Annotated in this window: 21 protein-coding genes; 6 read left to right on the top strand and 15 right to left on the bottom strand. The window is 68.3% G+C overall.

Going from position 1 to position 20,449, the window contains the following annotated elements:
* Positions 1-67 precede the first annotated feature (67 nt).
* Both ACSFA2_RS18275 and ACSFA2_RS18270 read right to left on the bottom strand, forming a co-directional pair.
* Entirely contained in the window at positions 68-400 is a 333-nt protein-coding gene (locus ACSFA2_RS18275) for a hypothetical protein (RefSeq protein ID WP_435456737.1), read from the bottom strand.
* Positions 401-416: 16 nt separating this feature from the next.
* Positions 417-1,025 carry a cob(I)yrinic acid a,c-diamide adenosyltransferase gene (locus tag ACSFA2_RS18270; protein WP_435456736.1) on the bottom strand — a complete coding sequence of 203 codons (609 nt, stop codon included), beginning with the start codon at positions 1,023-1,025 and terminating at the stop codon, positions 417-419.
* A 58-nt stretch (positions 1,026-1,083) separates the two neighbouring features.
* Here ACSFA2_RS18270 and ACSFA2_RS18265 point away from each other — a divergent pair, with 58 nt between their 5' ends.
* On the top strand, positions 1,084-2,508 hold the full coding sequence (locus ACSFA2_RS18265; protein ID WP_435456735.1) for an FAD-binding oxidoreductase: 1,425 nt from the start codon (positions 1,084-1,086) through the stop codon (positions 2,506-2,508).
* Positions 2,509-2,520: 12 nt separating this feature from the next.
* Here the strand turns inward: ACSFA2_RS18265 and ACSFA2_RS18260 are convergent, their stop codons facing one another.
* From ACSFA2_RS18260 to ACSFA2_RS18225, 8 genes are all read right to left on the bottom strand, one after another.
* Positions 2,521-3,486: a ParB/RepB/Spo0J family partition protein gene (locus tag ACSFA2_RS18260; RefSeq protein ID WP_435456734.1), complete on the bottom strand. Its 966-nt coding sequence runs from the start codon at positions 3,484-3,486 to the stop codon at positions 2,521-2,523.
* Between the two features lie 5 nt (positions 3,487-3,491).
* The gene (locus tag ACSFA2_RS18255; RefSeq protein ID WP_435456733.1) at positions 3,492-4,055 is read right to left on the bottom strand and encodes an RBBP9/YdeN family alpha/beta hydrolase; all 564 of its coding nucleotides are present in this window, start codon (positions 4,053-4,055) and stop codon (positions 3,492-3,494) included.
* Entirely contained in the window at positions 4,052-4,909 is an 858-nt protein-coding gene (locus ACSFA2_RS18250) for a ParA family protein (RefSeq protein WP_435456732.1), read from the bottom strand. The genes ACSFA2_RS18255 and ACSFA2_RS18250 overlap by 4 nt, the downstream gene beginning before the upstream one ends.
* A gap of 13 nt (positions 4,910-4,922) precedes the next feature.
* Complete coding sequence (locus tag ACSFA2_RS18245) at positions 4,923-5,537, bottom strand: LysE family transporter (protein ID WP_435456731.1); 615 nt, start codon at positions 5,535-5,537, stop codon at positions 4,923-4,925.
* An 81-nt stretch (positions 5,538-5,618) separates the two neighbouring features.
* Entirely contained in the window at positions 5,619-6,257 is a 639-nt protein-coding gene (gene rsmG, locus ACSFA2_RS18240) for a 16S rRNA (guanine(527)-N(7))-methyltransferase RsmG (protein ID WP_435456730.1), read from the bottom strand.
* Positions 6,254-8,206: a tRNA uridine-5-carboxymethylaminomethyl(34) synthesis enzyme MnmG gene (gene mnmG / locus ACSFA2_RS18235; RefSeq protein ID WP_435456729.1), complete on the bottom strand. Its 1,953-nt coding sequence runs from the start codon at positions 8,204-8,206 to the stop codon at positions 6,254-6,256. The genes rsmG and mnmG overlap by 4 nt, the downstream gene beginning before the upstream one ends.
* A gap of 166 nt (positions 8,207-8,372) precedes the next feature.
* On the bottom strand, positions 8,373-9,296 hold the full coding sequence (locus ACSFA2_RS18230) for a transglutaminase-like domain-containing protein (RefSeq protein WP_435456728.1): 924 nt from the start codon (positions 9,294-9,296) through the stop codon (positions 8,373-8,375).
* A gap of 2 nt (positions 9,297-9,298) precedes the next feature.
* Positions 9,299-9,484 carry a DUF1328 family protein gene (locus tag ACSFA2_RS18225; RefSeq protein WP_435456727.1) on the bottom strand — a complete coding sequence of 62 codons (186 nt, stop codon included), beginning with the start codon at positions 9,482-9,484 and terminating at the stop codon, positions 9,299-9,301.
* A gap of 183 nt (positions 9,485-9,667) precedes the next feature.
* Between ACSFA2_RS18225 and gstA the strand changes: the two genes are divergently transcribed.
* Entirely contained in the window at positions 9,668-10,276 is a 609-nt protein-coding gene (gene gstA / locus ACSFA2_RS18220) for a glutathione transferase GstA (RefSeq protein WP_435456726.1), read from the top strand.
* A 17-nt stretch (positions 10,277-10,293) separates the two neighbouring features.
* On the opposite strand, the gene ACSFA2_RS18215 is transcribed toward gstA, so the two are convergent.
* A complete protein-coding gene (locus ACSFA2_RS18215; RefSeq protein ID WP_435456725.1) occupies positions 10,294-11,835 on the bottom strand; it encodes a cryptochrome/photolyase family protein in 1,542 nt (513 codons plus the stop codon).
* A gap of 133 nt (positions 11,836-11,968) precedes the next feature.
* Here ACSFA2_RS18215 and ACSFA2_RS18210 point away from each other — a divergent pair, with 133 nt between their 5' ends.
* Positions 11,969-13,072 (top strand): alkene reductase, encoded by a 1,104-nt coding sequence (locus tag ACSFA2_RS18210; protein ID WP_435456724.1) that lies wholly within the window; start codon positions 11,969-11,971, stop codon positions 13,070-13,072.
* On the opposite strand, the gene ACSFA2_RS18205 is transcribed toward ACSFA2_RS18210, so the two are convergent.
* Genes ACSFA2_RS18205 through ACSFA2_RS18195 form a run of 3 tightly spaced genes read right to left on the bottom strand, consistent with a single transcriptional unit; the run spans position 13,054 to position 17,392 of the window.
* Positions 13,054-14,439, bottom strand: coding sequence for a sensor histidine kinase (locus ACSFA2_RS18205; protein WP_435456723.1), 1,386 nt, complete (start codon positions 14,437-14,439; stop codon positions 13,054-13,056). The genes ACSFA2_RS18210 and ACSFA2_RS18205 overlap by 19 nt on opposite strands.
* Complete coding sequence (locus ACSFA2_RS18200) at positions 14,436-15,125, bottom strand: response regulator transcription factor (protein ID WP_435456722.1); 690 nt, start codon at positions 15,123-15,125, stop codon at positions 14,436-14,438. The genes ACSFA2_RS18205 and ACSFA2_RS18200 overlap by 4 nt, the downstream gene beginning before the upstream one ends.
* A gap of 41 nt (positions 15,126-15,166) precedes the next feature.
* On the bottom strand, positions 15,167-17,392 hold the full coding sequence (locus ACSFA2_RS18195) for a heavy metal translocating P-type ATPase (RefSeq protein WP_435456721.1): 2,226 nt from the start codon (positions 17,390-17,392) through the stop codon (positions 15,167-15,169).
* A 121-nt stretch (positions 17,393-17,513) separates the two neighbouring features.
* Here ACSFA2_RS18195 and ACSFA2_RS18190 point away from each other — a divergent pair, with 121 nt between their 5' ends.
* Positions 17,514-17,708 (top strand): heavy-metal-associated domain-containing protein, encoded by a 195-nt coding sequence (locus ACSFA2_RS18190; RefSeq protein ID WP_435456720.1) that lies wholly within the window; start codon positions 17,514-17,516, stop codon positions 17,706-17,708.
* Position 17,709: 1 nt separating this feature from the next.
* The gene (gene cueR, locus ACSFA2_RS18185; RefSeq protein WP_435456719.1) at positions 17,710-18,138 is read left to right on the top strand and encodes a Cu(I)-responsive transcriptional regulator; all 429 of its coding nucleotides are present in this window, start codon (positions 17,710-17,712) and stop codon (positions 18,136-18,138) included.
* A gap of 6 nt (positions 18,139-18,144) precedes the next feature.
* Here the strand turns inward: cueR and ACSFA2_RS18180 are convergent, their stop codons facing one another.
* Entirely contained in the window at positions 18,145-19,107 is a 963-nt protein-coding gene (locus tag ACSFA2_RS18180) for a YcjF family protein (protein ID WP_435456718.1), read from the bottom strand.
* 588 nt (positions 19,108-19,695) lie between these two features.
* On the opposite strand from ACSFA2_RS18180, the gene creB reads away from it, so the two are divergent.
* Positions 19,696-20,448 (top strand): two-component system response regulator CreB, encoded by a 753-nt coding sequence (gene creB / locus ACSFA2_RS18175; protein WP_435456717.1) that lies wholly within the window; start codon positions 19,696-19,698, stop codon positions 20,446-20,448.
* Position 20,449: the final 1 nt, after the last annotated feature.

The raw sequence follows: 20,449 nt of genomic DNA, 5'->3' as shown, positions 1-20,449 counted from the left end.
GCGCAGATGCGCATCGGGTGAAGGCCGTAAGCGCAGGTATCCGTGGGCCATTCGCCCGCGCGCCGCTCTAGCCCGGCGATGGCGTGGTGCTTTGTGGGCCGACCGGCGGCGGTGCCGGGTGACGCGAGCCGCCGGGGAGCTTGCGGCCGATCGACTCGCCAACATTGCGAACCGGGCGGCTCGCGCGTTCGGACACGTTCGCCACGCCGCGGCGCGTGGCGTTGTCCGCGCGGGTCACGCCACGGCCGGCTGCATGGCTGCCACGTTCCGCGCCGTTCATGACCGTGCCTTTGCGCGGCGGCGGGCTGTCGGTGTGCTGCGCCATGGCGGCGAAGGACAGGGCCATCGCCATACAGAGCGCTGCAGCCGCGCAGCCTTTGGAGAGATAGGTTCGGGTCATTCGAAGGCTCCTTGCTTCATGCATCGGTATCGGTCGATGCGGTATCGGGATGCTGCGTCTGCTCCGCCGCTGCGCGCGTCAGACGCTCGCTTTTCCAGTAAACATCATCGCCCCCGTCCACGCGGTTGAGCACCCGTGCCAGCACGAAGAGCAGATCGCTCAGGCGGTTGAGGTACTGACGCGGCGCGTCGTTGAGCGCCTCGTCGGCACCCAGCGCGACCACGGCACGCTCGGCCCGGCGCGCCACGGTGCGGCAGACGTGCGCCTCTGAGGCCGCACGCGTGCCGGCGGGCAGGATGAATTCGGCCAGCCGCGGCAGTGTCGCGTTGTGCGTGGCCAGGGCCTGGTCGAGTTGCAGCAGCGCCTCGGCCTTGAGCAGCGTGTAGCCCGGCATCGACAGCTCGCCACCGAGGTTGAAGAGCTGGTGCTGCACGTCGACCAACAGCTCGCGCACCGGCGCAGGCATCGGCTCGCACAGCAGCAAACCGATGTGCGAGTTCAGCTCGTCGACGTCGCCCATGGCCTGGACCCGTTGATGGTCCTTGGGCACGCGACTGTTGTCACCGAGGCCGGTGGTGCCGTCGTCCCCGGTGCGGGTGGCGATCTGGGTGAGGCGATTGCCCATGGCGAAGACTTTCGTGGATGCGGTTCTTAGAATGGTAGACCGCCTCAGGAGACAACCGATGAATGCGCCGACCACCGCAGGCCAACTGCTGCCCGAACTCCATCTGCGCGAAGTGCCCGCCGCACTGCTCGACGCGCTCAAGGCCCGCTTCGCCGAGCGCTGCTCGACCGCGCTGGCCGTGCGCACGCAGCACGGCCGCGACGAGTCGTCCTTCGAGGCGCCGCCGCCCGCCGCCGTGGTCTTCGCCGAGAGCACGCAGGACGTGGCCGATGCGGTCAAGCTGGCCAGTGACCACGACGTTCCTGTGATTCCCTTCGGCGTCGGCTCGTCGCTCGAAGGCCACCTGCTGGCGGTGCAGGGCGGCATCAGCATCGACCTGTCGCGCATGAACCGCGTGCTGTCCATCAACGACGACGACCTCACCGTGACGGTGCAACCCGGCGTGACGCGCAAGCAGCTCAACGACGAGATCAAGAGCACCGGCCTGTTCTTCCCCATCGACCCCGGTGCCGATGCCTCCATCGGCGGCATGGCGGCCACGCGCGCCAGCGGCACGAACGCGGTGCGCTACGGCACCATGCGCGAGAACGTGCTGGGCCTCGAGGTGGTGACGGCCAGCGGCGAGACGATCCGCACCGGCACACGGGCGCGCAAGTCCTCGGCCGGCTACGACCTCACGCGGCTGATGGTGGGCAGCGAAGGCACGCTGGGCGTCATCACCGAGATCACGCTGCGCATCTACCCGCTGCCGGAGGCCGTGTCGGCCGCGATCTGCTCCTTCCCGAGCATCGAAGCGGCCGTGCGCACCACCATCGAAACCATCCAGCTGGGCGTGCCGATCGCACGCGTGGAGCTGATCGACGTGAACACCGTGCGCATGGTCAACGCCTACGCCAAGCTCGGCCTGCGCGAAGAGCCGCTGCTGCTGATGGAATTCCACGGCTCGCCCGCCGGCGTGAAGGAGCAGGCCGAGACGGTGCAGGAGCTGGCGAGCGGCCACGGCGGCAACGCCTTCGAATGGGCCACCACCCCGGAAGAGCGCACGCGCCTGTGGACGGCGCGGCACAACGCCTATTTCGCGGCGATCCAGTCACGCCCGGGCTGCCGCGCCATCTCGACCGACACCTGCGTGCCGATCTCGCGGCTGGCCGACTGCCTGCTCGAATCGGTGGCCGAGGCCGACGCCAGCGGCATCCCCTACTTCCTCGTCGGCCACGTGGGCGACGGCAACTTCCACTTCGGCTACCTGATCGACCCCGACGACGCCGAGGAGCGCGCCAAGGCCGAGGTGCTCAACCACGCCCTGGTGTCGCGCGCCATCGCGCTGGAAGGCACCTGCAGCGGCGAGCACGGCATCGGGCTGCACAAGATGGGCTTCCTGGTCGACGAGGCCGGCGTGGGCGCGGTCGACATGATGCGCACCATCAAGCGCGCGCTCGACCCGAAGAACATCATGAACCCCGGGAAGATCTTCTCGCTTTGACGCGCCCGCGCCCTAAGAGGCGGTACCGCGCAGGCGGTCGATCAGGCCATTGAGCGCTTCGAGCGAGCCGAAATGGATGGCGAGCTCGCCGCTCTCCTCCACCTTGCCGCCACGCTTGCTGCGCTTCTTGATGCGCACCTCGACCTCGGCGGTGAGCAGGTCGGCCAGCTCTTCCTCGACGCGCTGCAGATCACGCGACTTCTCGGCATTGCCGCGGCGCGGCGACGGCGTCAGGCTGAACTCGGCGGCCAGTTTCTTCACCAGCGCCTCGGCTTCCCGGACCGACATTTTCCTGGCGGCGATCTGGTTGGCCGCGGTGATCTGCGTGCCGCGGTCCAGCGACAGCAGCGCGCGGGCGTGACCCATGTCGATGTCGCCGGCCATCAGCATGGCCTGCGCCGGCTCGGCCAGGTTCAGCAGGCGCAGCAGGTTGCTGGCCGCGCTGCGCGACCGCCCTACGGCCTGCGCCGCCATTTCGTGAGTGAGCCCAAACTCTGCGACCAGGCGTTGCAGGCCTTGGGCCTCTTCCAGCGGATTCAGGTCTTCGCGCTGGATGTTCTCGATGAGCGACATCGCAGCGGCGGCCTCGTTCGGCACGTCGCGCACCAGCACCGGCACGCTGTCCAGCCCCGCCAGCTTGGCGGCGCGGAAGCGGCGCTCGCCGGCGATGATCTCGAATTCGGCGTCCTTCGCGGCAGCCGATTCGGCATCGAGCCGGCGCACGAGGATGGGCTGCATGATGCCCTGCACCTTGATGCTCTCGGCCAGCTCGTACAGCGCACCCTCGTCCATGCGGGTGCGCGGCTGGTAGACGCCGGCGACCATCTGGTCGAGCTTCAGGACGGTCGGGTTCGCGGCGGAGGCGCCGCCGGCAGCGGTGCCGGCATCGTTGCTGCCAGCGTCGCTACCGCCGTTGTAGGTGGGGCCCAGCAGGGCTTCGAGTCCGCGGCCGAGGCCCTTGGGTTTCTTGGTGGCCATCGAGGTCAGTCTTCGTTGTCGTTCAGAAAGTCGTTCAGGAGCGCCCGGCCTTCGGGCCAGTCGCCCAGGCCGGAGTCGCCGTTGAGGTGGCCGCCGGGGCCGCGGTCGACGAAGCGGGCGGCCCAGTCGGCCGCCATGCCGCGCGCGCGGGCCGCGTCGCAGTACGGGTCGTCGTTGGCGGCGACCATCAGCGCCGGGAAAGGCAGCGGCTGCCGCACGATCGGCGCCCAGCCGGGAATCATCTGGCGCAGGTCGTCGCGTTCGAGGTCGCCAGGGGCCACCAGCAAGGCCGCACGCACCTTGGCCGTCTGGCGAGAGTGCGCCGCCCAGGCCGCGACGAGGATGCAGCCGAGGCTGTGCGCGACAAGCACGACCGGGCCGGGTGCGGCCAGCACCGCTTCGTCGAGGCGGGCCGACCAGTCGCCCCGCTTCGGGCGTATCCAGTCGTGCTGCTCGACGCGGTGGTCGCCGTGCACGGCTTCCCACCGGCTCTGCCAGTGGGCCGCATCGCTGTTCTGCCAGCCGGGCAGCAACAGCGTGGTGATGGCGGGCGTGACGGCGGCGGTCATGGCTCGGGGCCGCCGGCCGCGCTCTGCAGGGTTGCAGGCAGGTCGATCGGCGCAGGGGCGGCGGGGGCCGACGGCGCGAAAGCGCTGGCCGGCGGCATCTTGGCGACCAATTCCTGCGCGAAGGCGATGAAGGCCTGGCTGCCACGAGCCGCCGGGTCGAAGATGACACCCGGCAGCCCGTAGCTCGGCGCTTCGGCCAGCCGCACGTTGCGCGGGATCACGGTGTCGAACACCTTGTCGCCGAAGTGCGCCTTGAGTTGCTCGCTCACCTGCTGCTGCAGGGTGATGCGCGGGTCGAACATGACGCGCAGCAGGCCAATGATCTGCAGGTTCTTGTTGAGGTTGGCGTGCACCTGCTTGATGGTGTTGACCAGGTCGGTCAGGCCCTCGAGCGCGAAGTACTCGCACTGCATTGGCACGATCACGCCATGGGCGGCGCACAGCCCGTTGAGCGTCAGCAGGCTGAGGCTGGGCGGGCAATCGATCAGGATGAAGTCGTACTCGGCACCGACGGCGGCCAGCGCGGTGCGCAGGCGCTTCTCGCGGCGGTCCAGCGCCACCATCTCGACCTCGGCGCCGGCCAGTTCGCGGTTGGCGCCCAGCACGTCGTAGCCGCAGGACTCGGACTTGACCCGCGCCTCGGCGACCGAGGACGACTCCAGCAGCACGTCGTACACCGTCGTCTCGAGCTGGCGCTTGTCGATGCCCGACCCCATGGTGGCATTGCCCTGCGGGTCCAGGTCGATCATCAGCACCCGCTGCCCGACCTTGGCCAGTCCGGCGGCGAGATTCACCGTGGTGGTGGTCTTGCCGACGCCACCCTTCTGGTTGGCGATGCAGAAAATCTTGGCCATGGTCCGGCCCCTTTCAGCGCGACACGGCGAGCTTGACGCCGAAGCCGATCAGGAAGACACCGGCCAGCTTCTCGAGCGTCCTGGAGATGCGCGGGTTGGCGCGCATGCGTTCGGCCAGAAAGTGCGTGAGCAGCGTCGCTGCCAGGCCATAGGCGAAGGTGAGCACCGCGATCGTGAGCGCCATCGCGCCGAAGGTCACCACACCCTGATGGCGCACCGGGTCGACGAAGAGCGGGAAGAAGGCCATGTAGAACACGATGGCCTTGGGATTGAGCAACGTGATGAAAAAGGCCTGCCGCGCGAACTGTCGCGGTCGGATGTTCAGGATGGGCGCAGCGCCGGACTTGGCCAACAGCATCCTGAAGCCCAGCCAGGCCAGGTAGGCGGCGCCCAGCCAACGCACTGCGTGGAAGGCGGCCGGGTAGGCGGCCAGCAGCGCGGCCACGCCGGCGACTGCCATCCACATGAGCACCTGATCGCCGGCGATCAGTCCCAGCGTGGCGGCCAGGCCGCCGCGGATGCCACCCTTCCCCGTCGAGGTGATCAGCGCCAGATTGCCGGGGCCCGGGATCGCGAGGAACAGAACGATGGCTGCAACGAAAGCGCCGTAATCAGCGATGCCGAACATGGGAGGTGCCTGAAGAAAGGGAGCGTCGAGTCTAAGTCAGCCCCGGCGCCGCAACGCCCTCTTCCAGCACTCGTTGAGGCTTCAGTGCGCGGCTTTTCGCGCCCAGACGATGCAGCGCTCGGCATCGAGGCCGGGCACGGTCAGTTGTTCCACGTGAAACACATCCACGCCGGGTGGCAGTGCAGCCAATTCCTCCGCCGGCACCTTGCCCTTCATGGCGAGCCAGACACCCTCCTCCGCCAGCAGCTGCACCGAGCCGCTGTAGAAATCCGGCAGCGAGGCGAAGGCGCGGCTGCTGATGACGTCGTACGCGCCGGTCAGTGTTTCGACCCGGGCGTGCAAGCCCCGGAGGTTGGGCAGCTTGAGTTCCGCCGCCACCTGCTGGACGAACGCCGTCTTCTTGGCCACCGCATCGAGGCAGGTGACATCGACATCGGACCGCATGATGGCGATCACGACGCCAGGTAAACCGGCGCCGGCACCGACGTCCAGCAAGCGCGTCGCGGCCGCTCGCTCACGCTGCAGCGGCGCGATGACCGAGAGGCTGTCCAGCAGATGGTGCGTCATCACCGTCGCCGGGTCGCGCAGCGCCGTCAGGTTGTAGACCTTGTTCCACTTCAGGATCAATGCGCCGTAGGCCAGCAATCGCTCGCACTGCTGATCGTCCAGCGCCAGGCCGAGCTGTGCTGCGCCCGCGCGCAGGGTCGCCTCGCCGCTCATTCGGCCGTGGGCGCCGTCGAGACATCGGCGGTCTTGGCGAACGCCCGATGACCGCCCTTGCGCAGATGCACCATCAGCAACGAGATCGCCGCCGGCGTCACACCGGACATGCGCGATGCCAGGCCCAGCGTTTCCGGGCGCTGGCGCGCCAGCGTCTGCCGAACCTCGAAGCTCAGCGCGGGCACCTGACCGTAGTCGAAGTCCGCCGGCAGCTTGAGGTTCTCGAAATGCGACGCCCGTTCCACCTCGTCGTGCTGGCGGTCGATGTAGCCAGAGTACTTGGCGGAGATTTCCACCTGCTCGACCTCGGTCGCGTCGAGCGGCTCGCGCGGTGCGTATTTGCCGCCGTCCAGCGACATGAGCGACGCGTAGTCGACATCCGGCCGGCGCAGCAGGTCACCCAGGTTGTATTCGTGCTCGATGGCCTTGCCCAGCACCCGGGCCGACTCGACGGCCGGCAGATTGCGGGGATTCACCCACGTCGACTTCAAGCGCTGTGTTTCACGTGAAACAGCATCGCGCTTGCGCGAGAACGCCTCCCAACGTGCATCGTCGACCAGCCCGAGCTTCCGCCCTGCTTCGGTCAAGCGCATGTCGGCGTTGTCCTCACGCAGCTGCAGCCGGAACTCGGCGCGGCTGGTGAACATGCGATACGGCTCGGTCACGCCCTTGGTGATCAGGTCGTCGACCAGCACACCCAGGTAAGCCTCATCGCGCCGCGGCAGCCAGGCATCCTCACCACGGCATTGCAACGCTGCGTTGATCCCCGCGAACAGCCCCTGGGCCGCCGCCTCTTCGTAGCCGGTGGTGCCGTTGATCTGCCCCGCGAAGAACAGCCCCTGGATGGCCCGCGTCTCGAAACTGCTCTTGAGTTCGCGCGGGTCGAAGTAGTCGTATTCGATGGCGTAGCCCGGCCGCAGGATGTGCGCGTTTTCCAGGCCCGCCATCGAGCGCACCAGCTGGTACTGGATGTCGAAAGGCAGGCTGGTCGAAATGCCGTTCGGGTAGTACTCGTTCGTGGTCAGGCCTTCGGGCTCCAGGAAGATCTGGTGGCTGTCCTTGTCGGCGAAGCGGTTGATCTTGTCCTCGACGCTCGGGCAGTAGCGCGGCCCCACCCCTTCGATCTTCCCGGTGAACATCGGACTGCGGTCGAAGCCGGACCGGATGATGTCGTGCGTGCGCGCGTTGGTGTGGGTGACCCAGCAGGCCATCTGCCGCGGATGCATGTCGGCGCGGCCCATGGTGCTGAACACCGGCATCACGTCGGTCGCACCGCCGGGCATGCCGTCGCCCGGCTGTTCGGCGCACTTGGAGAAGTCGATGCTGCGCCCATCGAGCCGCGGCGGTGTGCCGGTCTTGAGGCGGCCTTGCGGCAGCTTCAGCTCCTTGAGCCGTGCCGACAGGCTGATGGCCGGCGGATCGCCGGCGCGTCCGGCCTGGTAGTTGTCGAGCCCGACGTGGATGCGGCCGTCCAGGAAGGTGCCGGCCGTGAGCACGACCGTGCGCGCCCGGAAGCGGATGCCCACCTGCGTCACGGCGCCGACCACGCGGTCGCCCTCCACCATCAGGTCGTCGACGGCCTGCTGGAACAGGCTCAGGTTCGGCTGGTTCTCCAGCCTGCTGCGGATGGCCGCCTTGTAGAGCACGCGATCGGCCTGCGCGCGGGTGGCACGCACAGCCGGGCCTTTGCTCGAGTTCAGGATGCGGAACTGAATGCCCGCCTCGTCGGTGGCCAGCGCCATCGCGCCGCCCAGCGCATCCACCTCTTTCACCAGATGCCCCTTGCCGATCCCGCCGATCGACGGGTTGCAGCTCATCTGGCCGAGCGTCTCGATGTTGTGGGTGAGCAGCAGCGTCTTCGCGCCCATGCGGGCGGCCGCGAGCGCGGCTTCGGTGCCGGCATGGCCGCCGCCGACGACGATCACATCGAATTCTTCGGGATACAACATGGTGGGTGGCCAGCGCACGCATGCGCTGCGGAACTCTGCGAGGGAGGGGCGGTGATTTTAAGCGCCAACCCCCGTCAATGCCGCCTGTGGGGACACCCGCGCGTTCCATCCACACCACGCCGCGGCCCTTGCCACGGCGGGCTCCGATGCTACTATTTTTGTAGCGTCAGTCGAGCGCAGACAGAGCGTGGGCCGCGCTCAAGGCCGGATCGTTCGACGCGACCGGCGTCACCGGCACCGGCTTTTCGATGCCGACGACGGTGCCCGTGGGCGCCGGGGCCACGGAGGGCGGCGCGCTCTCGTCCTGGTACTCGCGCACCGTGAGCATCTTGTTGGTCATGCTGACCGGCCCGAAGATCGTGCAGAAGGCCACGTCCTTGGCGTCGCGGCCGGTGCCCACGCGCACCAGGCGATCGACAGGCGCCATGCGCGTCGGGTCGAACAACACCCACTGCCCACCAATCCACGCTTCGAAGATCGCGTGGAAATCCTGCGGCGGCTCGTCGAAGTAAACATAGCCGACGACCAATCGAGCCGGAATGTTCAGCGCACGGCAAAAGGTGATGCCCAGGTGCGCGAAATCGCGGCAGACGCCGGCACGCTGCACGAAGACATCGCGTGCCGTGGTCGTCGACTCGCTGCTGCCTGGCTCGTAGCGAATGCTGTCGTGGATCCAGTCGGCGATGGCCTGCACGCGGCCGATGCCCTGCGGCAAATCGCCGAACAGCTGTTGCGCGGCGCGCGCCATCACGTCGGACTCGCAGTACCGCGAGGACATCAGGTAGTGCACCAATTCATGGGGCACTTGATTGACGGGCACTTCCTCGAGATCGACGGGCACTTCGACGAAGGACCGCTGGACGCTGGCGGTGTAACGGATCTTCAGCGGCCCCGGCACCGCATCGAAACGGATGAAGCGGTTGCCGCTGCCTTCGTCGCAGAAGGCCTGCATCTCGACCGCCGGCTCCACCACCAGGTTCTCGCGCAACACCACCTGGCCGCCGGAGCGCACCGCCTCGATGTTGAGCAGCAAGTGCGACGGAGCCGCCACCTCGTAGTCGAGGACGGTCTCGATGTGAGAGAAGTGCACGCTCAGTCGATCACTTTTCGGACGGCGCCCACGCCCAGCGCTGCGAGCACCAGGAACACGACCGCCAGCACCAGGAACAGCCCGAACAGCACCTTGGCGATCCCGGCCGCGCCGGCCGCCACGCCGCCGAAGCCAAGCGCACCGGCGATCAGCGAAACGATCGCGAAAATGATGGCGTACTTCAACATGTGATTTCCTCATCGGCAGCACCACGCCGCCCATGGATGAAGCTTAAAAAATCGCCCATGCACGCCGGATAGTCGTGCCGCGCAAGGCACCGTAGGACAAAAACGCAGCGCGCACCGGGCGCTGATCAACCCGCTACGATCGACCTCCGCTCCAGCCTTCCCACCCTTCTTCCGGAACATTCCATGAAGCTGTATCACTCGCCCGGCACCTGTTCGCTCTCGCCCCTCATCGCGCTGCACGAAGCCGGCATCGCCTTCGAACCGGTGCTGGCCAGCACCAAGAGCCACAAGCTCCAGGACGGCACCGACTACTACGGCATCAACCCGCTGGGCTACGTGCCGATGCTCGAACTCGACGACGGCACGCGCCTGCGCGAAGGCCCGGCCATCGTGCAGTACATCGCCGACCAGGCGCCCCTGAAGAACCTCGCACCCGCCGCCGGCACGATGCAGCGCTACCGCCTGCAGGAATGGCTCACCTTCATCGGCACCGAGGTCCACAAGGGCTTCAGCCCGCTGTTCAACCCGGCGATGCCCGAGGAAGCGAAGACCATCGCCAAGGAACGCCTGAAGACGCGCTTCGCCTGGCTCGACAAGGAAGTCGACGGCAAGGAATTCCTCATGGGCGAGCACTTCAGCGTGGCCGACGGCTACCTCTTCACGGTGCTCAACTGGGCCAAGCCGACCGGTGTGGATCTCGCGCCCTTCGCCAACTTGCTGGCATGGCATGCGCGCATTGGTGCGCGTCCGGCGGTGCAGGCGGCGCAGAAGGCCGAGAGCCAAGCGAAGTAACGCAGCGGCACCGGCGCTCAGAGTGCGTCCGGCAGCGCGCGCATGCGCTCGGCCGTCGCGCGGATGGTCGCCACCTCGTCGGTGCCAAAGCGCGCGAGGTTCTTCACCATCATCATGGTGCGCGGGTTGCGTTCCAGCATCGGCGCGTGGCGCGCGACGAAGTCCCAGTACATCACCGTCATCGGGCAGGCATCGTCGCCGCGGCGCGAGGTCGGCTTGTAGCGGCAGCCCGTGCAGTAGTTGCTCATGCGGTGGATGTAGGCACCGCCGGCTGCATACGGCTTGGTCACGAAGCGCGCGCCGTCGGCGTAGAGCGCCATGCCCAGCGTGTTGGGTGCCTCGACCCACTCCACCGCATCGACGTAGACCGACAGGTACCACGCATGCACCTGCGCCGGTGCCATGCCGAAGGTGAGCGCGAAGTTGCCCGTCACCATCAGCCGCTGGATGTGGTGCGCGTAGCCGGTCGCGAGCGTCTGGCCGATGGCGTGCTTCATGCAATTCATCTGCACTTGGCCGGTCCAGTACCAGTCGGGCAGCGGCGCCGTGTGCTTGAGCGCATTGGCCTCGAGCAGGCCCGGCATGCGCCACCAGTACACGCCACGGATGAACTCCCGCCAGCCGAGGATCTGGCGCACGAAGCCCTCGACGGCCTCGATCGGCGCGGCGCCCTCGTCGTGGCGCGCGACCGCCGCGTCGATGACCTCGCGCGGATCAAGCAGCTTGAGGTTCAGCGACGACGAGATCAGCGCGTGGTACAGAAAAGGCTCGTCTTGCCACATCGCGTCCTGGAAGCGGCCGAAGTCCTGCAGACGGTGCGTGACGAAGTCCGCCAGCGCCTCCATCGCCTGGGCTCGGGTGACCGGCCAGTCGAAGCCATCGACGCTGCCGTAGTGGTCGCCGAAGTGCCGTTCCACGTCGGCGATGGCGGACCGCGTGATGGCATCCGGCGGAAACGACGGTGGCCGCGGCAGCAGGCCCGGCCCCTGTCGGCCGAAAGTGCCGCGGTTCTCGGCGTCGAAGTTCCACTGCCCGCCGACCGGCTCGCCGTCGGGCTGCATCAGCACTTGGTGCCGCACGCGCATGCGGCGGTAGAACGTCTCCATCACCAGCCGCGACTTGCCGCGCGCGTCGTCGATGAAGTCGCGCCGCGCACACAGGAAGTGCAGGTCGTCGCGCAAGTCGACCCGCACGGCTGCAGCTTTGCAGGTGGCCCGCACCGCCTGCTCGAGCCGCCACTCGCCGGGTTCGACCAGCACCAGCGCCTCGGGCGCATGGCGTGCCAGCGCGTCGGCCAGGGCATCGGCGATGGTGTCGAAGGCGTGGCTGCCCAGCTGCAGGTAGTCGAGCGGCCAGGCCTGCGCCCGCAGGTCTTCGGCGAAGTGCCGCATCGCCGACAGGAACAGCGCGCTGCGCATCTTGGTGCTCGGCACATGCGTCGATTCGGCCGGCGCCTCGACCATCAGCACCCGGTCGCATGCCGGGTCGAATCGATCGAAGGCGCCGCTTCGCAGGCTCAGCTGATCGCCGAGCACCAGCACCAGGTGTCGCAGTCTCATGCGCCGCATTCTGCGGGCCGCCCGCGTACGGCGCCTACAGCAAAGACGACAACCCCGCCACAGCACGGATCGGCGGGCCGGCTTAGGCTCGACCGGTTGCCAATTCGCAACCCAACCGCAACCCAACAACAACATGCCAACCCTCTTCGACCCCGTCCAGGCCGGTGACCTGCACCTCGCCAACCGCATCGTCATGGCGCCGCTGACGCGCAACCGTTCCCCCGACGCGATCCCCAAGCCCATCACGGCGACCTACTACGAACAGCGCGCCAGCGCCGGCCTGCTCATCACCGAAGCGACCGCCATCAGCCACCAGGCGCAGGGCTATGCCGACGTGCCGGGCCTCTACGCCACCGAGCAGCTCGACGGCTGGAAGCGCGTGACCGATGCGGTGCATGCCAAGGGCGGCAAGATCGTGGTGCAGCTGTGGCACGTCGGCCGCATCTCGCACACCGACCTGCAGCCCGACAACGGCCAACCGGTCGCGCCTTCGGCCATCACGGCCAAGAGCAAGACGGTGCTGATCAAGGACGGCGTTCCCAGCTTCGTCGAAACCTCCGAGCCGCGCGCACTCGACGCCGAAGAACTGCCCGGCATCGTGCACGCCTACGCGGTCGCCGCGCGCAATGCCGTGGAAACCGCCGGCTTCGACGGTGTCGAGATGCACGGCGCCAACGGCTACCTGCTCGACCAGTTTTTGAAGAGCGGCAGCAACCTGCGCACCGACGACTACGGCGGCAGCATCGAGAACCGCGCCCGCCTGCTGCTCGAAGCCACGCGTGCGGTGGTCGACGCCATCGGCGGCGGCAAGACCGGCATTCGCCTGTCACCCGTGACACCGGCCAACGACGCCTACGACGCCGACCCGCAGCCGCTCTTCGACTACGTCGTGAAGCAGCTCGCCACGATGAACCTGGCCTACATCCACGTCATCGAGGGCGCCACCGGCGGCCCGCGCGAGATCGACGACCGGCCCTTCGACTACGAGGCGCTCAAGGCCGCCTACCGCCAGGCCGGCGGCAAGGGCGCCTGGATGGTGAACAACGGCTACGACAAGGCCCTGGCCGAGACGGCCGTGAAGGAAGGCGACGACCTCGTGGCCTTCGGCAAGCCCTTCATCTCGAACCCGGACCTGGTGCGCCGCCTGCGCGAGAACGCACCGTTGAACGAGCTCGACAAGGTCACCATGTACGGCGGCGGCGAGAAGGGCTACACCGACTACCCGACGCTCGGCTGATCGGCCCCTGGCGCTGACCTCGGCGGAAAAGCGAGGCTCACGCGCAGCCCGCCGCGCGCATCGGCATCTTCCAGCGTGAGGCGGGCGTCGAGCAGTTGCGCATAGCGCGCGACGATCGACAGCCCGAGCCCGGCCCCCTGCCCCAGCCGCTGCCCGTCGGCCCCCTGAGCCCAGCGCTGCATCAGCGCCTGGCGCGATGCGGCGGGGATGCCCGGACCGTCGTCCACCACGCTCAGCACCGTGCCGTCGAGCGCGACCGTGAGCGTGCGGCCGCCGTAGCGCAGCGCGTTGTCCAGCAGGTTGTCGAGGATGCCCTCGACCAGGGCCGCGTTCGCCTGCACTGTCACGGGCCCGGCGTCCAGGCCGTGCGCGCCCAGGTCGACGCCCTGCGCATCGGCCCGCGCCAGGTGCCGCATCACCGCTTCTTCCGCCAACAGGTCCAGGCGCACCGGCGCGCGTTGCAGCGCGGTGCGGCCCTCGTCCGCCAGGGCGAGGCCCAGCAGCTGGTCGACCAGATGGCTGGCCCGCGCCTGGCTCGCGGCGATGCGTTCGAGCTGCTCGCGCCACACCGCCGAATCCTTCTGCGCCAGGCCGTAGTCGGCCAGCGCGCGGATGCCGGCCAGCGGCGTGCGCAGCTCGTGCGCCACATTGCCGGCGAACTCGCGCTGCGCGCGCACGCTGTGCGTAACCCGCGCGAACAAGGCATTCATCGCGTCGCCCAGGCGCTCCAGTTCGCGCGAACTGCGCGCCACCGGCACGGGCGACAGGTCGTTGGCATCGCGACGGTCGAGCGTGGCTTCGAGCTCGCCCAGGGGCCGCAGCGCACGGTTGATGCGGCGCCACAGCCAGATCGCCAGCACGGCGAGCAGCAGGATCTGCGGCACCAGCGCATAGACCAGCAGGCGCTCCACCAGGGCCGAGCGCGCCCGCGTGGTCTGCGCCACCACCACGCGGTACGGGTTGGGTTCGGCATGGTTGAGCACGACCGCCCGCAGGGTCTGGCCCTGAAACACGATGTCGGAGAAGCGGTGCGATGCATCGCCCTCGGGCACCGGCGCCGCCAGCCCGGCTTCGCCGGCGAGGCGATGGCCATCCCGCTGCAGCACGGCGAAATGCACCGTCTCCGTCTGGTCGAACAGCACCGCGGTGACTTCGCGCGGCGTCAACAGCAACTCGATGCCGCCATTGATGGCGCGCACGTTGGACGACATCGCATAGGCATCGTCGAGCAAGGTCCGGTCGAAGGCCTGTTCGGTGAAGCTGTTGGCCACCACCAGTGCCACCCCGGTGCCGACCAGCCAGGTGAGCGCCAGCGGCAGCAGCACGCCGCGCAGCACGCGTCGCGTGAGCGACGGCGCCGCGCTCACGCCTCGGCTTCCAGCAGATAGCCGATGCCGCGCAGTGTGCGGATGCTCGCGCCGCTGCCGGCCAGCTTCTTGCGCAGGCGCGAGATGAAGGCCTCGAGCGCGTTGTCGCCCAGCGATTCGTCGAAGGTCGACAGCTTGTCGGACAGCTCGCGCTTGCTCACCGTGCGGCCGGGCGGGCTCATCAGCTCCCACAGCACTTCGAACTCGCGCGCCGGCAGGTCGAGCGGAACGCCGGCCACGCCGAAGCGTCGCGCCTTGCGGTCCAGCCGCAACTGGCCGAGCGTCGAGACATCGTCGGTGCCCTGTGCGCGCCGCACCAGGGCCCGCAGTCGCGCCTCGACCTCGGCCAGGTCGAAGGGCTTGCCGAGGTAGTCGTCGGCGCCCGCGTCGAGGCCCGCGATGCGCTCGTCGGTGCGGTCGCGCGCGGTCAGCACCAGCACCGGCGTGCGGTCGCCCCGGCCGCGCGCCAGGCGCAGCACCTGCAGGCCGCTGGCCAGCCCGCTGGTGGGGCTGGACGTGGCCGGCAGGTTGAGGTCGAGCAGCACGGCATCGAAGGTCTGCACGCGCCAGAGGTGGTCGGCGTCCTCGACATTGGTCGCCAGGTCCACGCGGTGGCCGGCATCGCGCAGGCTGCGCAGCATCACGTCGTGCAGCACGGCGTCGTCTTCGATCAACAGGATTCGCATGGAAGGAAAGTGCGGCAGGAGGTCTGTGTTTCTACACCAGCTCAGGGCATGCGCCGGGTACCCTGCGGCCGCCAGCGCCGCAGCAGCAGCGCGTTGGCCATCACGCTCACGCTCGACGCTGCCATGGCCGCGCCGGCCACCACCGGACTGAGCAGACCGAAAGCCGCGAAAGGAATGCCGACCACGTTGTACGCGAAGGCCCAGAACAGGTTCTGGCGGATCTTCGCCACCGTGCGCGCCGACAGGTCAAACGCATCGGCCACCAGCGACAGGTCGCCGCGCATCAGCGTGATGCCGGCCGCTTCCATCGCGACGTCGGTGCCGTTGGCCATGGCGATGCCGACATCGGCCGCAGCCAGCGCCGGCGCGTCGTTGGCGCCGTCGCCCACCATCGCCACGACGTGGCCGCCCTCGCGCAGCGCCGCGACCTGCGCCGCCTTGTCGGCCGGCAGCACGTCGGCGCGCACGTCGCCGGGTGCGATGCCCACGCGTGCGGCCATGGCCTGTGCGGCATGCAGGTTGTCGCCGGAGATCATGACCACGCGCAACCCACGCGCCTGCAGCGCCGCGACGGCTTGCGCGGCCTGCGGCTTCGGCTCGTCGCTGAAGGCCAGCAGGGCCTTCACCTGCGACGTGTCATCGGCTGCGAATGCGAGCAGCGCCGACACCGTGGCACCGCGCTGCTGCAGGCGCCGCACGGTTGACGCGTCGGGCACCGCGCCGAGTTCATCGCACCAGCGCAGGCTGGCAATCGCCCATTCGGAAGGGCCGACGGTGCCGCGCACGCCCCGCCCCGACTCTGAGCGCAGGTCGCGCGCTGCAGCAGCGTCGAGCCCGGCCTTGGCCGCCGCATCGAGCACCGCCTTGGCCAACGGATGCGTGCTGCCGCGCTGCAGGCTCGCTGCGACGGCAAGCAGATCGTTCGTCGTTTCACCGGCGTTCGGCACCAACTCGGTCAACGACGGCGTGCCCAGCGTCAACGTGCCGGTCTTGTCGAAGGCCACGGTGTCGACCTTGTGCGCCAGCTCGAGCGAACGCGCGTCCTTGATGAGGATGCCGTGCTTCGCCGCCACGCCGGTGCCGGCCATCACCGCCACCGGCGTGGCCAGCCCGAGCGCACAGGGACAGGCGATCACCAGTACCGCAACCGCATGCACCAGCGCGACCTCGCTGCCCGCGCCGGCCATCAACCAACCGATGAGCGTGAGCAATGCGATGCCCAGCACCACCGGCACGAAGACCGCGGCCACCTTGTCGACCAGGCGCTGGATCGGCGCCTTCGCTGCCTGCGCGTCTTCGACCAGCCGGATGATGCGGGCCAACACGCTTTCGGCCCCGACCGCACGCACCTCGACCACCAACCGGCCGGCACCGTTCACCGAGCCGCCAGTGAGCACATCGCCCGGTCCCTTGGCCACCGGCAACGGCTCACCGGTGAGCATCGACTCGTCGACCTCCGAGCGGCCTTCGAGCACGCGCGCATCCGCGGGCACGCGCTCGCCGGGGCGCACGGCGAGCGTGTCGCCCTTCAGCACCTCGGCCAGCGGCACGTCGGTTTCCTTGCGTGGCCCGACCAGGTGCGCCAGCTCGGGCCGCAGTTGCTGCAGCGCGCGGATCGCCGACGTGGCCTGCCGCTTGGCCCGCGCTTCCAGCCACTTGCCCAGCAGCACCAGCGAGATCACGACCGCCGAGGCTTCGAAGTAGAGATGCGGCATGTCGCCCGGCGCCGCACGCCACCAGAGCCACAGCGACAGGCCGAAGGCCGCACTGGTGCCCAGGGCCACCAACAGGTCCATGTTGCCGGTGAGCGCGCGCGCCGCATGCCAGCCCGCCCGGTAGAAGCGTGCCCCCAGCCAGAACTGCACCGGCGCGGCCAGCAGCAGCTGCCACCATGGCGACAACATCGCGTGCACACCGAAGGGCTGCAGCAGCATCGGCGCGAGCAGGGGCGCCGACAGGGCCAGGCCGGCGGCCACGGGCCAAAAGCCTTCCCAGGGCGATGCATCGGCCGCGGCCTGCGCGGCTTCAGCGCTTCGAGGCTCGTAGCCCGCGCTGCGCACCGCACGGCGAAGATGCGCATCGATCGCCTCGTCGTCGCTCGCATCGACCACGACGCGGGCGCTCTCGGTCGCCAGGTTCACGCTCGCCTCGCGCACCCCGGGCACCTGCTGCAGCGCACGCTCGACACGGGCCACGCAGGACGCGCAGGTCATGCCGCCGACGGACAGGTCGAGCGTGTGCGGGGACAGGGTGTGGACATCGTTCATGGGCGCAAGCCTAAAGCCTCACATCGTGGCAAGGTCAAGCGATGGATTGCTTGACCTTGCCATGGCGTCAAGGTTCACACTGAAGGATCTTTCCCACTCTTCATCTGCAAGGAGCCAGACCATGAGCCAGAAATTCGAAGTCGCCGGCATGACCTGCGGCCACTGCGCGAGCGCCGTCCAGAATGCGGTGCAGGCGGTCGACCCCGAGGCGCAGGTCACGGTCGACCTGCCGACCGGCCATGTCGATGTGCTGAGCGAACAGCCGCGCCAGGACATCGTGGCGGCCATCGAGAACGCCGGCTACAAGGTCCAGTGACATGACCTCGCCCCCAGGCGCCGGTCCCTGGAACATCGGCGAGGCCGCACGCCGCTCCGGCGTGTCGGCGCGCATGGTGCGCCACTACGAAGGGCTGGGCCTGCTGCCGGCGGTGGCGCGCACCGACAGCGGCTACCGGCAATATGCCGAGGCCGACATCCACACGCTGCGTTTCGTCAAGCGATCGCGCGACCTCGGCTTCTCGATGGAGGAGATCGCCGAGCTGGTCGGCCTCTGGCACAACCGACGGCGCACCAGCGCGAGCGTCAAGCGCATCGCGCAGAAGCACCTGGGCGAACTGGAGCAGCGCATCGCCGACATGCAGGCGATGCAGCGCACGCTGTCGCATCTGGTGCATTGCTGCCACGGCGACGCCCGGCCGGACTGCCCGATCCTCGAGGACCTGGCAGGCGCATCGACAACGCCCTGACGGGAATCAGGCGCCTCGAACCATCGAGAGGATCTGCGACGGGTTCAAGGTGCGCGCCTTCTCCTGGATCGCCGGCAGGTAGCGCGTCTGCAGCCCCTGCCCTTCCTTCGTCACGCTGGCGTACGCTTCCTTGAGCATCTGCGTGGACAGCGTGCGGCCACCTGCGTAGTAGCGCTTGGCCACATGGCCCAGCGCATAGGTGGTGGCGAAGCTCATGCCCGAACTCACTGCCTGGTTGCCCAGCCCGCGCAGCAGGCCACCGCCCACCTTGCCGAGCAAGCCACCCAGGAGCTTGCGACCGGCCTGCTCGAGGTACTGCGAGGTCAGGCCCACACCGACGGTGGCGATGAAGTCCTTCACGTGGCCGCTGTCGAGCTCGTAGCCGTGCGCCTTGCCGATGCGGTAGACCAGCTTCATCTGCAGCGGAATGATCGCCATGGTCGACAGGGTCTCGGGCAGCAGTTCGAGCGCGCCGTTGAGGATGGCGGCGTTCAGGATGGATTGGTCGAGTTCGCCGTTGTCGACGGCGGGCGCTGCTGCAGTCGCGGTGGCCGCACCGGCAGCGACCGCCACGGCCGTACCGGTGGCCAGCGGTGTCGTCGCGATCGCCTCGGCCTGCTCGGCGAACTGCGCGGCGGACGGCGCGTCCAGCCCGAGCGAGGTGCGCACATCGGCCAGGAAGTGGCGCTCGGCCTCGGACTGGGCGCCGTCGGCGTCGCACACACACACCGCCATCTCGTAGCCGAGTTGGCGCGATTCGGTGCTGACGAGCGCCGCGCTCACGTCGGCCAGCGACACGCGCTTCATCAGCACGTCCTGGTAGAGCGAGGGCAGGTGCACGCCATCGGCCTGCGACAGCCCTTCGGCGATGCGCTTGATCTCGGCGCGTTCACGCTCGTGCTTGTCGCCGTCGACGAAGGCGGCCAGCAGGCTCAGGGTCACGATGGCACGGGTTTCGGTGGGGCTCACAGACGTTCCTTTTCGTATCTTGGGTTTTTAGAAGCGATTCGGCCGATGGTGAGGCCGAAGCGCTCGACCCTGGACCTTCTCCCCACAAACCTTGGGTAACTCTGTGCATAACTCAAGCAGTTTCTTGTAAAGGCTTCGCAACTCCTTGTTTTCAAAGGGAAAAGAACAGACTGCCTAAAAATTCATCAGTGGATGTCTTTCGTCGCCACCCCTCCTTTCGCCTATTTTTCCGACCCTGTCAAAGGACAACTCTGGGGAGAGTTCCGGCACAAGCAGGGGGTTGTCCACAGGGCGGTGCCACGGCGAGAAGTTGTCCCTTTTGGCGCGACAGCAGAAAAGCAGGGGTGCGCACATGGGTCGGGGTGCGGCAAGTCCTTGTCACACCAGTGAAATAGTGCCCTGTCCACAGAAAGGGGCGACCCCTATCTACTACTACTAATTTGAATAAGAGAGATAAGAAGAAGATAGAGACGCCGCGCGTTTCGCAGAAATCTTTTCCGGGTGCGGCCGTCAGGCCCTGTCCGCCCGACAACCGGCCCCGGCATAAAAGGCCGAATCGGCTCGCTTGCGCATCGCTACCATTCCCGCATGAGCGTTCCAGCCCCGGTCCCCAACCCCCGCATCCTCATCGCGGAAGACGAATCCGGCATCGCCGACACCCTGCAGTACGTGCTGCGCAGCGACGGCTTCACGCCCGTGTGGTGTGCCACGGCCCAGGAGGCGATTGCTCAGTTCGCGCAAGAACCGCCGGCGCTGGCCATCCTGGACGTCGGCCTGCCCGACCTCAACGGCTTCGAGCTGTTCAAGCGGCTGCATGCGCTGCCGGGCGGCGCCGACGTGCCGATGATCTTTCTGACGGCCCGCAGCGACGAGATCGACCGGGTGGTCGGCCTGGAGCTCGGCGCCGACGACTACATCGCCAAACCTTTTTCTCCCCGGGAGCTCGTCGCACGGGTCAGGACGGTGCTCAGACGCAGCGTGCGGGCTGCAGCGGCCATTCCCGTGACCCCCCCTGCCCCGATGGTCGCCACGCCGCCACAGCCCTTCCTGATCGATGGCGAGCGGCGCCAGATCCGCTACTACGGCCGGGCGCTGGAACTCTCGCGCTACGAATACGGCCTGCTGTGCCTCTTCGTGCAGCGGCCGGGCCGGGTCTACACCCGCGACGAGCTGCTGGAAATGGTGTGGGACGATCCTGGCGAGAGCTTCGACCGCACGGTCGACGCCCACATCAAGACATTGCGCGCCAAGCTCAAGGCCGTGGCGCCTGACGTGGAGCCGATCCGCACGCTGCGCGGCACCGGCTATGCGCTGAACGAAGACCTGCCGACCGCCGTGTGAC

It is taken from the genome of Variovorax cryoconiti (assembly GCF_051216395.1).
Lineage (GTDB): Bacteria > Pseudomonadota > Gammaproteobacteria > Burkholderiales > Burkholderiaceae_C > Variovorax.
The sequence above is the reverse complement of the archived record's forward strand: the minus strand, read 5'-3'. Positions and strand labels throughout refer to the sequence as shown.